Source organism: Bradyrhizobium sp. 172, assembly GCF_023101065.1.
Taxonomy (GTDB): Bacteria; Pseudomonadota; Alphaproteobacteria; order Rhizobiales; family Xanthobacteraceae; genus Bradyrhizobium; species Bradyrhizobium canariense_D.
The window spans coordinates 2,715,005-2,730,377 of the sequence record NZ_CP064701.1 but is presented as its reverse complement, the minus strand read 5'-3'; the positions used below and the strand labels follow the sequence as shown (position 1 = coordinate 2,730,377).

Genomic DNA, 15,373 nt, shown 5'->3' with positions numbered 1-15,373 from the left:
GAACCGCATAAAGCTTGGCGGCCGGGTCAGATTAATTGCCTCCGCACGAGATCGGCTGGATCCGTCCTATTTCAGGTTCAGAGTTCTTGAACACGAGGAAATGTGAGATACAAAAATTTGCTCCGAACGCCGCGATATTGAGGCGAGCTTCGCACTGGGAACATTGGAATACTGCGAGAGCACGACCAGCACCGTTGTTGCAACTGTCAAGCCGAGGATGCCGGACGACGCAAAGCGAAGATACTGTCCAAGATTCAAAACTCCGCCGGTCTCACGCCGGAAGGTGATCTTGCTATTCATGGCGTAAGAGCCTGTGACGGCAATTAGCCATGCAACAATATTCGACAAGATCAGCGGCAGATGATCGCGGCGCGCTCGGCTGTTCTCTCCATCATCACAGGCGGCGGCAAGTGGGTTGAGATCACGGTCCACGCCGACCCGCTCTATCAGCATCTGCTTTTGACTGCCGAGAAGAAGTTCTGGCGATGTGTCCAAACCGGCGAGACGCCTCACCTGTTCGGGATCGAGATGCCCCGCGCGCGGCTTGAGGCGATCAAGATCGTGGACATGGCCTCGTCCAACTCCTGGGCACAGTTAGCCGCAGCATATGTCGGCACTCGCGAAGCTCACGCTAATCTCGAGGTCGCCAAGGCTGAACTGAAGAAGCTCGTTCCTGAGGACGCCAAAGAAGCGATTGGCCACGGCATCAAGGCCAAGCGGTCAAAGTCAGGCGCGATCAGCTTTGAAGCTCTGTCGGCGGAGGTGGTTCATGCATCAATCCAGTGAACGAATTGGCGCGATTGCAGCAGCTTTGGCCAAGGCCCAGGCCGCGCTGACCAATCCCGAGAAGACATTGACGGCCACAATCCGCTCGCCCTTCCCGCGCGAGCATGATCGAACATTTCGCTATGCGTCCTTGGCTTCGGGCCTGGACATCGTCCGCAAGACTTTGAGCCAGCAGGAGATCGCAACCATCCAGACGACCCGTACCGTGGCGGCCACCGGGCAAATCCACCTGCCGACCCTGCTCGCGCACGCCTCCGGCGAATGGATCTCCTCCGACCTGCGGGTCTGCTCCGGCAAGGAAGTAGAAGCGCCGCACCGGATGGGGGCGGCGCTCACCTACGCCCGCCGCTATGCCCTGTTTGCCCTGGTCGGAATCGCAGGCGAGGACGATCTGGATGCGCCCGATGTGATCGCCGGGCCAACGGCTTCGACCGAGCCGCGCCCTGGGTCCGCCTCCAAAGGAAAGCCGCCCAAGGCCGTCTTAAACCGGCCACCGGTCCTTGGGGGCCCAAGACTCGGTAGCTCTCCGCGAGCGGCTTCTGGCGCAACTCGCCAGCTCCGACGACCTCTTTGCGTGGGCCAAGACCAACCTGCCGCTCAAGAACACGCTCCAGGAGATCGATGCCCGATCAGTCGAGGCAGCCTACCAGGAAAGGATCGAGCTAGCCGCTCAATCGTAAGCGTCGTTCTCAGGCCACGGCTTTGAGGGATTGCGCGCGATAGGCCCAGGGAAGCAGCTGATCGATTTCGCTGTTTGGGTGACCGTTGACGATCCTGGTGAGCGCGTCAGTCAGGAAGGCAAGGGGATCGACGTCGTTCAGCTTACAAGTTTCTACCAGGGATGCGATGATGGCCCAGTGCTCGGCGCCGCCGTCGGAGCCAGCGAACAGTGCATTTTTCCGGTTGAGTGCGATCGGACGGATCGAGCGCTCGACGGCGTTGTTGTCGAGCTCGATACGGCCATCATCGATGAAGCGCGTCAGGCCCTCCCAGCGTGAGAGCGCATAGCGGATTGCGTCTGCCAATTTGCCCTTTTGACTGATCAGCGCAAGCTTGGCGCGGAGCCACCGTTCGAACGCTTCCGCCAGCGGTCGGCTTTTCTGTTGCCGAACGAGACGGCGCCCCTCGGCGCTGCGGCCACGGATGTCCTTCTCGACGGCATAGAGCTCGGCGATTTGCTTGAGCGCCTCGCTCGCAATGGGCGCCGGACCGGGTGTGGCAAGCTCGTAGAAGTTACGCCGCATGTGCGACCAGCAGAATGCAAGCCGAACATCGCCACGCTCGGCGAGCTTGCCATAACCGGCATAGCCGTCGACCTGCAGAATCCCCTTGAAGCCTGCCAGATGAGCGATCGGTCGATCGGCTTTGCGATCGGGGGCATAGACATAGGCGACGCCGGGCGGATCTGCGCCGCCCCACGGCCGGTCGTCCGCAGCATAGGTCCAGAGCTGACCGGTCTTGGTGCGCCCACGGCCGGGATCGAGCACCGGCATCGTCGTCTCGTCGGCGAACAGCTTTGGCCGTTGCTTAAGCTTGCCTAGGAGGCGCTCATGCAAGGGACGCAGATGGAAGGCTGCCTGCCCGACCCAGTCCGCCAACGTTGAACGATCGAGCTCAATGCCCTGGCGTGCATAGATTTGCGCTTGCCGATAGAGCGGCAGGTGATCGGCATATTTTGACACCAGAACCTGTGCGACGGTTGCTTCCGTTGGCAGTCCGCCCTCGATCAGCCGAGCCGGAGCTGGCGCCTGCATGACGCCATCCTCGCTAACCCGGCAGGCGTATTTGGGCCGCCGGGTCACGAGGATCCGGAACTGCGCCGGGACCAGGTCCAGCCGCTCGCTTCTATCCTCGCCGACCCGATGTAACTCGCCTTGGCAGCAGGGACAGGTCCTGTCCTCGATGTCGACGATGACCTCGATCCGCGGCAGGTGCGCCGGCAAGGCGCCACGGTTGCCCCGGCGCTTGCGAGCTCGCGCATCACGGCCTTCAGGTGCACTGATGTCCTGTGCCGTCTCGCCGTACGCTGCGACTTGCTCGACGTCTTCCAGGCCCAGCAGCATCTGGTCTTCAGGCAGCGTCTCTGCCCGTCGGCCAAACCGATGCCGCTGCAATTCCTTGATGATCTGACGCAGCCGCTCGCTCTCGCACCGCTCGGCGAGCAGCATCGCTTTCAGCGTCTCCGGATCGTCAGGCAGGACGTCGCTCACAGCCAAATCAGAGCATATTCGCCGCCATCTGGCGACGCATCCGACGGTCCTGATTCACTTCGCCGCAGCGCTGCCAACAACTACCCGGGCTGCGCTGGCGCCGGCGTCCCCCGTGCCTCGTGCACAAGCCGCCAGTCGAGTCCTTCCAGCAGCGCCGACAATTGCGCTGCCGACAGGCGCATCACACCGTCCTCGATCTTCGGCCAGCGGAAGGTCCCATCCTCAAGCCTCTTGGCGAACAGGCACAGGCCCGTTCCATCCCAGAACACCAGCTTGATCCGGTCCGCCCGCTTGGCCCGGAACACATAGACAGCTCCCGAGAATGGATCTGCACCCATGCTCTCGCGCACCAGGGTCGCAAGACCCTCCATGCCCTTGCGGAAGTCTACCGGCTTGGTCGCCACCATCACCCGGACCGCACCTGACGGACCGATCACCGGCTCACCTTCAGCGCCTGGACAATCGACGCAATCATCGCCGTATCCGCTCCACGACCGGCTCGGATCGTAAGCGCTTAGCCGCAACCCTATTGAGGCTGGCTTGACGTTTTGCGGAATCGCCACGGCATGAGGTCTTCGATGCGGCTATGGGGATGGCCGTCGATGATCGTCTCGAGTGTTTCGGCGATGTAGGCGGCCGGGTTGACGTCGTTGAGCTTGCAGGTGGCGACGATCGAGGCGAGCAAGGCCCAGTTTTCGGCTCCGACCTCATGACCGGCGAAGAGCGCATTTTTTCTGGTCAGGCAGACTGGCCGGATGGCGTTCTCGACAGGGTTGGTGTCGAGCTCGAGGCGCCCGTCTTCGAGGAAGCGGGTCAGACCTTGCCAGTGATTGAGCGCGTAGCGGATGTCCTCGGCGAGCGTCGAACCGCTGGAGATCATCGACAGCTGTTTTTCGAACCACGACTTCAACGCGGCTACCATTGGCAGCGAGTGCTCCTTGCGCGCGGCCAACCGTATGTCCGGCGATGCACCGCGGACCATGGCTTCGATGGCGTAAAGCTGTGCGATGTGCCGAATGGCGGCCTCGGCGATCGGCGATTTGCTATTGCGGGCCAATTTGACGAAGCGTCGGCGCAAGTGGCTCCAGCAATGCACGAGCGTCCAAGGCCCTTGCAGTCGAGCGACTTCGGTCAGTCGATCATAACCGTCATAGGCATCGCATTGCAGGAAGCGTCCGCCAAAGCCATCCAGGAACTGCTCAGCGAAGGCACCGCTGCGACTGGGGGCATATCGGAACAGCACGATCGGCGGACTTGGGCCGCTGTGGCCGCGGTCGTCTGAGGCAATCGCCCAGAAGTAGCCTTTCTTCGTTTGGCCGCGCCCCGGATCGAGTACCGGCGCCTTGGTCTCGTCCATGAACAGCCGATCCGCCATGGCCAGGTGGTGGCGCATGTGTTCCGCGATGGGCTGAAGATGGAAGCAGGCGCGGCCGGACCAGTTGCCCAGTGTCGCCCGATCAAGCCGGATGCCCTGGCGCGCATAGATCTCGGCCTGACGGTAAAATGGCGTATGGTCGCCAAATTTGGAGACGATCACATGCGCGATGGCCGCTTCGGTCGGCAGCCCGCCGGGCACGACGTGCTCCGGTGCGTGCGCCTGCACGACGGGGCCGGAGCAGCGGCGACAGATGTATTTTGGGCGGCGTGTGATCAGCACGCGCCATTGCGCCGGGATCACGTCGAGGCGCTGGCTGACGTCCTCGCCGATCTTCGTCATGGCGCCGCAACCGCACGGGCAAAGCGTACTCGCAGGCTCGATGATCCGTTCCACCCGCGGCAAATGGGCAGGCAGGCAGCCGCGATTGCGATGAGAACCTTGATCCGGCGCGCTCCGCGATCGGCCCTTGATCACAGCCTCGGCTCTCTCCTGCGCCGCGTCCAGGATGCCTTGCGCGATCTCCACGTCTTCCAGCGGCAAGTGATACTGATCTGGCCGCAGCTTCTCGGACGTCGCGCCGAACTTCTCGCGTCGCAATTCGCCGAGAATGACCTCCAACCGACGCCGCGCCTCTTCCGACGTCGCCAGCGCCGCCTGATGTTCGCTCAAGGCCGCCTGCGTTTGCGCCAAAAGCGCTTTCAATTGTTCATTTTCGTCGCGCAGCGCCGCGATGCTCATGCGCTATTTCGAGCACATCGCCGCCGCGCGTGCCACATTCAAAATAGCTTCCGAGTCATTCTGCCGCAGTTATCCAGCCGCCTGGGGACGCCGCGCTTCTTCCGGGCGGACCAACCTCCAATCCAGCCCCTCGAACAGGGCTGCGAACATCGCCGGCGATATCCGTATCACGCCGTCTGCGATCGTTGGCCAAACGAACTTGCAACCTTCAAGACGCTTGTGCACCAACACCAGACCCGTTCGATCCCAGACCAAAATCTTGATCCGGTCCGCTCGTTTCGATCGGAACACGAAGGCTGCGCCGCTGAACGGGTCGAGACGAAGCATCTCCTGCACCTTCGCCGCAAGCCCATCGTGGCCACAGCGGAAGTCGATCGGCCGCGTCGCGATGTAAATCTTCAGATCGGCACCGGCCGCGATCATCGTGACGCTCGCATCGCGCGGATCACACGGGACAGCTGCTCGCCATCTATGGCTGTGTCCGTCCGCAGCACGACATCGCCGATCGCGATCTCAAGCTTGATCGCCGGAACCTGACGCTCCTCCAACGCACCTTCCACGACTAGCGGCGCGAATGTCGGCTGCGATACCTCGCGCGGCGGCAACATGCCTCGCTGTCGAAACCGCCGCCGCCAATCGTAGATTTGCCAGCGCGTCGCTCCGTGCTTGCGCGCCACCTCGGACACCTGGGCACCGGGTAACAGACTCTCGGCGACGATCCGAGCTCTCTCAGCTTCCGAACGTACGCGGCGCCCCGATGGTCCTTCAAGAACCTCCAGCCGGCTCACCGATCCCCTCGTTGAGCCGTCCAAATGGACGTCCTTTTTGCTGTCCAATCCCATCCGAAACCTCCGTCCAAGCCGGAGGCTTCTTTCGCACGTTCATTCGAATTCTGAAGCAAGGGTATCGGCTTCGCGCTTACCTCGGATCGTGATGCCGTCCACTTCAATCTCGATGATCCCGCTATCTGCCTTGCGCACCGTTTTGCGCTCCCGGTGAGCACTTGGCGCCGGTACCACTGCGTCCACCACCGCCGGCACAAACTGTACTTCGTTAGCTTCGGAATGACCGCCTGCTGCTTCTCGCAACTGACGTCGCCAGCCAAACAGCTGCTGCGGCGACAATCCATGCCGTCGAGCCACGGAACACACCGAGTCGCCACTCGCCACGATCTCCGCGACGATCCGCACCTTGTCCTCGTCGCTCCACTTCCGCCGACGACCGGCTCCGGTGAAGACCTCGAGCCGCCGCACCGGCTCCGTGATAGCAGTATGCACTGTGTCCATTCTAAGCCTAACGGTCCAAACCGAACCGCAGACTCGCAGATCACACCGTCATCGGGTAGGTGGCCGCTGAACAGCGCTTACGCTCAATCGCCCCTCAGCCAAGAAGAGGAGCAACCGGCCAAGGTGCCCGTCCGATCCTTTGCTGCCCCCGCAGAAACCAGACTGGCTGTTTCCGCGGTCGACAAAATTCAACCCGCCAAAATGGCAATCGAAGGCGGCCTTGCCATCCCAAAGGAACCGCGTCGCAAGAGACAAGGGCACACCTCGCCTTTGTCCGCGAACATCCCTGCCTCGTCTGCAAGAAATCTCCGACAGACGCACATCACCTGAAGTTCTCCCAACCCACAACATTAGGCCGCAAAGTGAGCGATGAATTTACCGAGCCTTTATGCCGTTCACATCACGAGGCTTTCCTCCGATTGGCCGGCTTGCGGCGCAAAGGAGGTCAAGGCGCCGCATCGAATGGGAGCCTCATTGACCTATGCCCGCCGATACGCCCTATTTGCTCTGGTTGGCATTGCCGGTGAGGACGACCTCGGCGCCCCTGATGCAATCGCCGGCCTCCCGCTGCCGCCGAGCCGCAAATGGCGCCCGGCCAAAAGGGAAAGCCTGCCAAAGCGGTCTTGAACCGACCGGCTGTCCTGAAGCCTCAGGAATCGGCTGAGCTACGGGAGCGGCTGTTGGCCGAGTTGGCGGCAGCGTTGGGGAATAGCGACGACCTCCTGGCTTGGGCCAAACCAAAGCCACCCTGCCCCTGAAGAACACCCTCCTGGAGGTCGACGCCCGGGCGCTTGAGGCGGCCTATCAGGTCAGGTTCGAGGAGACGACCCGGTCTGAGACCAAAGCTGATCTGCCACCATCTGAGGTCCCTGTACCCTCTCTCGGACTGCAGATACGAGGCACCTGATTGAACCGCTCGGCTTTCAAGAGGACTTTAGTGCACCAAGAGCCGGCGAGGACTACTTGGACAAATAGGCGTCGTAAGCACGCCGGATTCCATCCTCGAGCCTTGTCGTCGCGCGCCAGCCGAGGTTGGCGAGGCGGCTGACGTCGAGCAGCTTGCGCGGCGTGCCGTCGGGCCGCGAGCTGTCGAAACTGATCTCGCCGCCGTAACCGACGGTTCTGGCGACGACCCGCGCGAAGTCGGCGACGGTGATGTCCTCGCCCGTGCCGATATTGACCAGCTCGGCACTCGAATAGGTCTTCATTAGATGCACGCAGGCATCGGCCATGTCGTCGACATAAAGGAACTCGCGCCGGGGCGTGCCGGTGCCCCACACAATAACAGTCTTCGCTCCCGACACCTTGGCCTCGTGGAAGCGGCGGATCAGCGCCGCGACCACGTGGCTCATTTCGGGGTGATAATTGTCGCCAGGGCCGTAGAGATTGGTCGGCATTACGCTGATGAAGTCGCTGCCATACTGGCTGCGATAGGCCTCCGCCAACTTAATGCCGGCGATTTTTGCAATTGCATAGGGCTCGTTGGTTGGCTCGAGCGGGCCGGTCAGCACGCAATCTTCGCGCAACGGCTGCGCCGCCAGTTTCGGGTAGATGCAGGACGAACCCAAGAACATCAGCTTCTCGGCGCCGTTCCGATGCGCGGCCTGGATCACGTTCGCCGCGATTGCGATGTTGTCGTAGATGAACTCGGCGCGCAGCGTGTTGTTGGCGACGATGCCGCCGACCTTTGCCGCGGCGAGGAAGATCACCTGCGGCCGCGTCCTCGCGAACCAGTCGAACACCGCGGCCTGGTTGCACAAATCAACCTCGCGCCGGTCCACGGTGACGAGCTTGACGTCCTCCCGCGCCAGCCGGCGCGCAAGCGCGCTGCCGACCATGCCGCGATGGCCAGCGACGTAGACACTCTTGCCTGTCAGCTCAAACGGAGCGTTTGCCACTCGTCGCGTCCCGTTTTGCTACCGCCAGATCGCTCGCCATCATCTCCGCGACCAGCTCTGCAAAGCTCCGCTTCGGCGTCCAGCCGAGCACCTCGCGCGCCTTGCTGGCGTCGCCGACGAGGAGATCGACCTCGCTGGGCCGGAAATAGGTCGGATCGATCTTCACCACAGTCTTGCCGCTCATCTCGTCCACGCCGGTCTCCTCGACGCCTGTCCCGAGCCATGCGATGCGGCGACCGAGCTGGGCGAACGATAGCTCGACCATCTCGCGCACCGAGTGCATCTCGCCGGTGGCGAGCACGAAATCGTCGGGCTTGTCGGCTTGCAGGATCTTGTGCATGCCCTCGACGTAGTCGCGCGCGTGGCCCCAGTCGCGCTTGGCTTCGAGATTGCCGAGATAGAGCGTCTCCTCCAGCCCGACCTCGATACGGGCGACAGCGCGCGTGATCTTGCGAGTCACAAACGTCTCGCCGCGGATCGGGCTCTCATGGTTGAACAGGATGCCGTTGCTCGCGAACATGCCATAGGCTTCGCGGTAGTTCACCGTGATCCAGTAGCCGTAGAGTTTTGCCACGCCGTAGGGCGAGCGCGGATAGAACGGCGTGGTCTCCTTCTGCGGGATCTCCTGGACGAGGCCGTAGAGCTCCGAAGTCGACGCCTGGTAGAACCGCGTCTCCTTCTCCATGCCGAGAATGCGGATCGCTTCCAGCAGGCGAAGTACGCCGATACCGTCGGCATTGGCCGTGTATTCCGGGCTCTCGAAGCTGACGGCGACGTGGCTCTGGGCGGCGAGATTGTAGATCTCGGTCGGCCGGATCTGCTGCACCAGGCGGATCAGATTGCTCGAATCCGTCATGTCGCCGTAGTGCATCAGGAACGGCACGTCGCCGACATGCGGATCCTGGTAGAGATGATCAACGCGCGCGGTGTTAAAGGACGAGGACCGCCGCTTGATGCCATGCACGACATAGCCGAGCGATAATAGATAGCCGGCTAAGTAGGCGCCATCCTGGCCTGTGACGCCGGTGATGAGAGCGATTCGTTCGGCCATGGCCAGCCCGGTTCCCGCAGAATTAGAAATGAAATCGACGCACGCGAAGCGCTAAGCGAAGCGTATTCCCGCCTTATTCTTGGACATATTGCAATGCGCCGGTCAACCCCAGGCAGGTCTGAACTCGGATTAACGGGGCGCAACGATGGACCGAGCACACGGCGCACGTGAGCACACAGAGCGATGAAGCTGTATTAGCGGGTTTGTTCGCCCCACACAAATCGCAGTATCGAGTCGGAACGTTCCGAAACCGAGAGAGCAAAGCGCTGAATCAGGTGCTGCGCCCTGCTGTCTTCTTTGCCGTGATGGTGTTCTGAACGTCAAGAGTGAGTATCTGTTTGAAATCAACAAAATTCGTCTGCGTCTTCGCCGGTTCGGACGTTGGCGGCCAGCGAGCCGCCGCCGTCTATACCCCAATCGAAACTTGCAAGATGCCTTGCTCGCTGACGTGCTGGCGCGGCTTTCAGATCACCACGCTAACAGAGCCGCCGACCTGCGCGTGGACTTGGAACGCGAACCAGCAGTCCAAGGTGCCGTTCCTGCCTGAGCGCCACGGCTGACCAGCGCGCCAGCGGGTACTGGACGGATGCATACTGCGCAGCTTGTTGGAAGACGATCGGCTACGAATAGTAGCCGCTCAGTCAGTATGCCTCGCTGCCGACGACTGGTTCGTCATTTCCATTCAGTGGCGCGCCACTCGCACAATGCCTTGCAACCGGTATGCCAAGATCTCATAGGGGACATATTAGACCGCCGCCCTCCCACAAATCCCGTTCATTCCATAACTCAGAAGACACGCGGACCTGGGGTCCGCTGGCGAAAATTGCGTCAGAAACAAAGAAAGAACAGGCAGATCCGTCGCTTTGTTCTTTCACCTGCTCTACCGACCCTTCCCCGTGCGCGATGACCGAAAGCAGAATGGTACAACCCATGGCCGTCGAGAGGGGATCACACGCGATCCAAGTCTGTTCGAATAAAAACGGTGACTCCACTGGATCGCATGTGTTCAATGCTTTAGAAGCCATGTGTATTTTAGGCACATAGTGCCATTGCAGCGAGACCATCATGAAAGTTGTTCTACTAGCTGGCGGTTTGGGGACGCGAATAAGCGAGGAGTCGCACCTTAAGCCGAAGCCGATGATCGAGATCGGGGGCAAGCCGATGCTGTGGCACATCATGAAGATGTATTCGCATTACGGGATCAACGATTTCATCGTGTGCCTTGGTTACAAAGGGTACGTCATCAAGGAGTATTTCTCCAACTATTTCCTGCACACGTCGGACGTTACCTTCGACATGCGCGACAACAAGATGGAAATTCACCAGAAATATGCCGAGCCTTGGAAGGTCACACTCGTTGACACCGGCGAGGCGACCATGACCGGCGGCCGACTGAAGCGTGTCGCGCCCTATATCGGCAACGAGACGTTCTGCTTCACCTACGGTGACGGCGTGTCAGATATCGATATCTCGGCACTGATTGCGACGCATAAGGCGGCTTGCCGCCAGGCGACGGTTACCGCGATCCAGCCGCCCGGCCGGTATGGCGCACTGCTGATCGAGGACAATGTGGTTCAGCATTTCCAGGAGAAGCCCGCCGGCGACGGCGCTTGGATCAATGGCGGCTTCTTCGTACTGGAGCCCAGCGTGATGCAATATATCGATGGCGATGAGACCGCGTGGGAACAACAGCCGCTGCACCGTCTTGCTGCCAACGGCCAGTTGACTGCACATCAGCATGACGGCTTCTGGCAAGCCATGGACACCCTGCGCGAGAAGAATCTGCTCGAAGAGCTATGGGCCTCTGGCAAAGCACCTTGGAAGAGCTGGTAACGATGTTCGCCGATGTCTACGAAGGCCGTCATGTCCTTGTGACTGGGCATAGCGGGTTCAAGGGAAGCTGGCTGACACTGTGGCTGGAGCTGCTTGGGGCGAAGGTCACCGGAATATCGCTGCCGCCGGAGAGCTCACCCAATCACTGGGACGTGCTCGGCCTCAAGGGGGTCGCCTCGCACTATGTCGACATCCGCAGCGAGCAGGAGCTGCGCAAGACCATCGTCGCCGCCTGCCCCGATGCCGTGTTTCACCTCGCCGCGCAGCCGCTGGTGCGACGATCATATCGTTCACCACTGGAAACCTGGGCAACCAATGTCATGGGTACAGCCCATGTACTCGAGGCGTGCCGGCAATTGCCTGATCTCGAGGCCGTGGTCGTGGTCACCACGGACAAATGTTACGAGAACAATGAATGGGTCTGGGGCTACCGTGAAAACGATCCGCTCGGAGGCTACGACCCCTATAGCGCATCGAAGGCCGGCAGCGAATTAGTGGCGGCGAGCTTTCGCCGCTCATATTTTTCCGAGCCAGATAGCGCCCTGCTCGCGAGCGCCCGTGCCGGCAATGTGATAGGTGGCGGCGACTGGTCGGAGGACCGCTTGGTCCCCGATCTGGTACGCGCGGCCAGCGGTGGGACGCCAGTCGAGATTCGCTCGCCGAATTCGACTCGGCCTTGGCAGCACGTGCTGGAATGCCTGTCAGGCTATCTGCTGCTCGGCCAGCGCCTGCTGCAGGGCGACCGCGCTTGCGCCGAGCCGTGGAATTTCGGTCCGGGCCATGAGGGCAACCGTACGGTGAAGGAAGTGCTCACCACGCTAAAGGCGAGCTGGCCTGCCGTCGACTGGCTCGTCACCGATAAGAAGCAGCCGCACGAGGCTAAGCTGCTGCAGTTGGACAGCACCAAAGCACATTGGCAACTCAAATGGCGGCCGGTTTGGAGTTTCGAGGAAGGTGTCGCGGCCACCGCCAACTGGTATCGCGCCTGGCTGGAGGGCAACGCGATTGTCAGCCGAGAGCAACTGCACGACTATATCCGCGCCGCCGCCGAGCGCGGCCTGGTCTGGGCCCAAGACACGTGATGAAGCTGACCGAGACCCCTATCTCCGGCGTGTGGACCGCCGAAAGCGGCGCCTTTCGGGACAATCGCGGCGCGTTCTCGCGGCTGTTCTGCGCCGAGGAGGAGAAGGTGATCCTGGGCGGGCGACGGATCGTGCAGATCAATCACTCCTTGACACGCGCGGTCGGCGCGGTGCGCGGTATGCACTTTCAGAAATCCCCGCACGCCGAAATGAAGATCGTACGCTGTCTCCGTGGTCGCGTACTTGATGTCGCCGTGGATCTCCGCAAGGGTTCTCCGACGTTCCTGAAATGGACGTCCGTCGAGTTGGCCCCCGAGAACCGATTGGCCTTCATCATCCCCGAAGGATGTGCCCATGGGTTCCAGGTGCTGGAACATAGTTCCGAATTGCTCTATCTCCACACCGCGTTCTATACGCCGATCGCCGAGGGCGCGGTGCGATTTGACGACCCGGCCATCGGGATCGACTGGCCGCTTCCGCCGACGGATCTGTCGGCGCGGGATCTGGTTCACCCCCGCCTCGACGAAGAGTTTGAAGGGATCAGCGTATGAAGTGTCGCCACTGCCAGTCCCAACTGACACAGGTATTTCTCGACCTGGGCCATGCACCGCCCTCGAATGCCTACCTTTCGCAGTCAGCGCTACGCGCCCCCGAGACAACCTATCCGCTCAAACTATTCGTTTGTAACGCCTGCTGGCTCGTACAGACGGAAGACTATGCCGGGGCCAACGAGCTGTTCTCCGATGACTATGCCTATTTCTCGTCGACATCGAAAGGCTGGCTGACACACGCCAGGGCCTATTGCAATAAGATCGCAGCTCTGCTCGGCCTCGGCAAGGAGAGCTTCGTCATCGAAGTTGCTTCAAATGACGGCTATCTGCTGCAGAACTTCGTCACCGCTGGCATCCCCTGCCTCGGCGTCGAGCCGACCGCCAGCACCGCCGATGCCGCCGAGAAGATCGGCGTGCCGGTGCTGCGCAAATTCTTCGGCGTAGATACCGCGACCACGCTCGCCGATGAAGGTAAGCAGGCCGATCTGATCTGCGGCAACAACGTCTACGCCCATGTGCCCGACATTAATGATTTCACGAATGGCCTGCAGGTTGCGCTCAAGCCAGGCGGCACCATTAATTTGGAGTTTCCGCACCTCAAGAACCTGATCGAGCAGAACCAGTTCGACACGGTTTACCACGAGCATTTCTCGTATCTCTCGCTGATCGCTGTTGTTAGCATCTTCGAAAGGGCAGGGCTTCGCATTTTCGATGTCGAGCGACTGCCGACTCACGGCGGCTCGCTGCGCATCTATGGCTGTCACAAGGACGACCCGCGCGCGGCTACGTCTTCCGTCACTGCAATGATCGCCGAGGAGGAGGCGTTTGGCCTGAAGGACATCTCGCTATATCGGTCGTTCCAACAGAAGGCCGACAAGGTCAAAAACGACTTCATCGGCTTCCTCATTGAGCAAAAGCGCGCCGGCAAGTCGGTGGCGGCCTATGGTGCGGCTGCGAAGGGCAACACGCTGATGAACTATGCCGGGATAAGACCTGACCTGATTTCTTTCATTTGCGATGCCGCGCCCTCCAAACAGACCAAGTTCATGCCGGGCAGTCACATTCCGATCCTGCATCCGGACGAGATCACCAAACGCCGGCCTGATTGGGTTGTAATCCTTCCCTGGAATATCGCCCCAGAGGTGATGCAGCAGGTGCAGATCAAGTCGTGGGGCGGGCAGTTCGTGATCGCTGTCCCCGAGATCAAAGTGCTCGCATGAAAGTCTGGGTGACAGGTGCTACCGGGTTCGTCGGGCGGCATGTCGTTAACGAACTCCTGCAGCGCGGGCACCAAGTCATAGCCGTCGCCCGGGACGCAAAGCGTGCCGGAACGATGCCTTGGCACAAGCAGGCCGAATTTGTCGCCTGCGACCTCATTGTTGATCACGCGGCGCTGCTAAGCCGCCGGCCCCTGCCCGATGCCCTCGTGCATCTGGCATGGCCCGGCCTGCCGAACTATCACAACTTTTTTCATATCGGCACTAATCTGCGCGCTGACCTTGCTTTTCTGCCCGCAGCCGTGTCCGCCGGCATTTCGCAGATCATGGTGGCCGGCACCTGCCTCGAATACGGCTTGCAGAACGGGCCGCTAACCGAGGAGATGGTGACGGCGCCGCATACGACCTATGGCTTCGCCAAGGACTCGCTGCGCAAGAGCCTGCAAATGTTGCAGCGAGAGCGCCCTTTCACGCTGCAATGGATGCGATTGTTCTACATGTTCGGCGACGGCCAGAACCCGAACAGTCTGCTGGCGCATCTCGACCAGGCCATCGATGACGGCGACGATGTGTTCAACATGTCGATGGGCGATCAGCTGCGGGACTATTCATCTATCGAAGATGTCGCCAGCAACTTCGCCCTAGCGCTCGAGAGCCCCACGAAATGCCATGGAGTCATCAATTGCTGCAGCGGCAAGCCGACAGCGGTAGTGGACCTCGTTACGCGGCGCTGTAAGACACGCGGAAGCAACATTAGCCTCAACCGCGGCTACTACACCTACCCCGACTATGAACCGATGGCATTCTGGGGGGTGCCGGCCAAGCTCAATAGTCTGCGCTAGCGAAGCGGGATAGACACGGAAAACGGCCAACAGCCGCCCGACCGTAGGCACGATCATCTCTTAAAGCTCCGAAAATTTGCAAACAGCCTTTCATTGCTGATCGGTGTCAGGCTTACCTTCGTTCTTAAAGCCGTTCGAGGAGACGGTACCGCTGGCGCGTCGGTGGGAATCAGTTGCACGGAAACAGGCCGCGCGCGGTTGCCAAATCGATAGGCCTGGGTCGGTTACCGATTGATCACCTCAAGGCGATCGGGTCATGCCGTTGCTGGGTCTGCTTTTTTCATAGGTTCCGATATCACCTTCGTGATTCTGAACCGGGCGGCCCAACGTTTGCAGCGCCGTGCCGCATGAGTCACCAGCCGATTGACAGAGGTCACGGCGACCGGGGCGCCAGTGGAGCATTATTAGCCGGCGGGGAACTCGCTAGGCCCCAAAGGGGAGCTCCGCAAAATGGATTCCGATTTTGGTGCATTAGGCGAGCCCAGTGTACCGACGTCATTT

The 15,373-nt window shown here is 60.9% G+C and carries 15 protein-coding genes and 3 pseudogenes; 8 read left to right on the top strand and 10 right to left on the bottom strand.

Features of this window, described 5'->3' with window-relative positions:
* Positions 1 to 66: 66 nt before the first annotated feature.
* Positions 67 to 453 (bottom strand): GtrA family protein, encoded by a 387-nt coding sequence (locus IVB07_RS12960; RefSeq protein ID WP_247407436.1) that lies wholly within the window; start codon positions 451 to 453, stop codon positions 67 to 69.
* Between IVB07_RS12960 and IVB07_RS12955 the strand changes: the two are divergent.
* Positions 361 to 786 (top strand): annotated as a pseudogene (locus IVB07_RS12955) (endonuclease); the annotation flags it as partial. The gene IVB07_RS12960 and the pseudogene IVB07_RS12955 sit on opposite strands and share 93 nt — an antisense overlap.
* Positions 770 to 1,457: pseudogene (locus IVB07_RS12950) on the top strand (ERF family protein); the annotation flags it as partial. The pseudogenes IVB07_RS12955 and IVB07_RS12950, both read left to right, overlap by 17 nt.
* 18 nt (positions 1,458 to 1,475) lie before the next feature.
* Here the strand turns inward: IVB07_RS12950 and IVB07_RS12945 are convergent.
* From IVB07_RS12945 to IVB07_RS12915, 7 genes and pseudogenes are all read right to left on the bottom strand, one after another.
* Positions 1,476 to 2,954, bottom strand: a complete 1,479-nt coding sequence (locus IVB07_RS12945; protein ID WP_247767802.1) for an IS66 family transposase — start codon at positions 2,952 to 2,954, stop codon at positions 1,476 to 1,478.
* A 122-nt stretch (positions 2,955 to 3,076) separates the two neighbouring features.
* The gene (gene tnpB / locus IVB07_RS12940; RefSeq protein ID WP_247295361.1) at positions 3,077 to 3,433 is read right to left on the bottom strand and encodes an IS66 family insertion sequence element accessory protein TnpB; all 357 of its coding nucleotides are present in this window, start codon (positions 3,431 to 3,433) and stop codon (positions 3,077 to 3,079) included.
* An 89-nt stretch (positions 3,434 to 3,522) separates the two neighbouring features.
* Entirely contained in the window at positions 3,523 to 5,112 is a 1,590-nt protein-coding gene (locus tag IVB07_RS12935; protein WP_247767707.1) for an IS66 family transposase, read from the bottom strand.
* A 69-nt stretch (positions 5,113 to 5,181) separates the two neighbouring features.
* A complete protein-coding gene (gene tnpB, locus IVB07_RS12930; protein ID WP_007601228.1) occupies positions 5,182 to 5,535 on the bottom strand; it encodes an IS66 family insertion sequence element accessory protein TnpB in 354 nt (117 codons plus the stop codon).
* A complete protein-coding gene (locus tag IVB07_RS12925; protein ID WP_247296968.1) occupies positions 5,532 to 5,720 on the bottom strand; it encodes a hypothetical protein in 189 nt (62 codons plus the stop codon). The genes tnpB (IVB07_RS12930) and IVB07_RS12925 overlap by 4 nt, the downstream gene beginning before the upstream one ends.
* Positions 5,721 to 5,723: 3 nt before the next feature.
* Positions 5,724 to 5,954, bottom strand: a pseudogene (locus IVB07_RS12920) (transposase); the annotation flags it as partial.
* Positions 5,955 to 5,993: 39 nt separating this feature from the next.
* Positions 5,994 to 6,398: a transposase gene (locus tag IVB07_RS12915; protein ID WP_247403294.1), complete on the bottom strand. Its 405-nt coding sequence runs from the start codon at positions 6,396 to 6,398 to the stop codon at positions 5,994 to 5,996.
* Positions 6,399 to 6,767: 369 nt separating this feature from the next.
* On the opposite strand from IVB07_RS12915, the gene IVB07_RS40655 reads away from it, so the two are divergent.
* Entirely contained in the window at positions 6,768 to 7,025 is a 258-nt protein-coding gene (locus IVB07_RS40655; protein ID WP_346659456.1) for an ERF family protein, read from the top strand.
* Between the two features lie 332 nt (positions 7,026 to 7,357).
* Here the strand turns inward: IVB07_RS40655 and IVB07_RS12905 are convergent, their stop codons facing one another.
* Both IVB07_RS12905 and gmd read right to left on the bottom strand, forming a co-directional pair.
* On the bottom strand, positions 7,358 to 8,296 hold the full coding sequence (locus IVB07_RS12905) for a GDP-L-fucose synthase (RefSeq protein WP_276578207.1): 939 nt from the start codon (positions 8,294 to 8,296) through the stop codon (positions 7,358 to 7,360).
* A complete protein-coding gene (gene gmd / locus IVB07_RS12900; protein WP_247403295.1) occupies positions 8,277 to 9,347 on the bottom strand; it encodes a GDP-mannose 4,6-dehydratase in 1,071 nt (356 codons plus the stop codon). Before gmd ends, IVB07_RS12905 begins: the two co-directional genes overlap by 20 nt.
* Positions 9,348 to 10,412: 1,065 nt before the next feature.
* Between gmd and rfbF the strand changes: the two genes are divergently transcribed.
* The 5 genes from rfbF to IVB07_RS12875 are packed head-to-tail and all read left to right on the top strand — an operon-like array spanning position 10,413 to position 14,872.
* Complete coding sequence (rfbF, locus tag IVB07_RS12895; RefSeq protein ID WP_247403299.1) at positions 10,413 to 11,180, top strand: glucose-1-phosphate cytidylyltransferase; 768 nt, start codon at positions 10,413 to 10,415, stop codon at positions 11,178 to 11,180.
* 2 nt (positions 11,181 to 11,182) lie between these two features.
* A complete protein-coding gene (gene rfbG, locus IVB07_RS12890; RefSeq protein ID WP_247403320.1) occupies positions 11,183 to 12,262 on the top strand; it encodes a CDP-glucose 4,6-dehydratase in 1,080 nt (359 codons plus the stop codon).
* Positions 12,262 to 12,813 (top strand): dTDP-4-dehydrorhamnose 3,5-epimerase family protein, encoded by a 552-nt coding sequence (locus IVB07_RS12885; RefSeq protein WP_247403323.1) that lies wholly within the window; start codon positions 12,262 to 12,264, stop codon positions 12,811 to 12,813. Before rfbG ends, IVB07_RS12885 begins: the two co-directional genes overlap by 1 nt.
* A complete protein-coding gene (locus IVB07_RS12880; RefSeq protein ID WP_247403324.1) occupies positions 12,810 to 14,033 on the top strand; it encodes a class I SAM-dependent methyltransferase in 1,224 nt (407 codons plus the stop codon). The genes IVB07_RS12885 and IVB07_RS12880 overlap by 4 nt, the downstream gene beginning before the upstream one ends.
* Positions 14,030 to 14,872, top strand: a complete 843-nt coding sequence (locus IVB07_RS12875; protein ID WP_247403327.1) for an NAD(P)-dependent oxidoreductase — start codon at positions 14,030 to 14,032, stop codon at positions 14,870 to 14,872. The genes IVB07_RS12880 and IVB07_RS12875 overlap by 4 nt, the downstream gene beginning before the upstream one ends.
* Positions 14,873 to 15,373 lie beyond the last annotated feature (501 nt).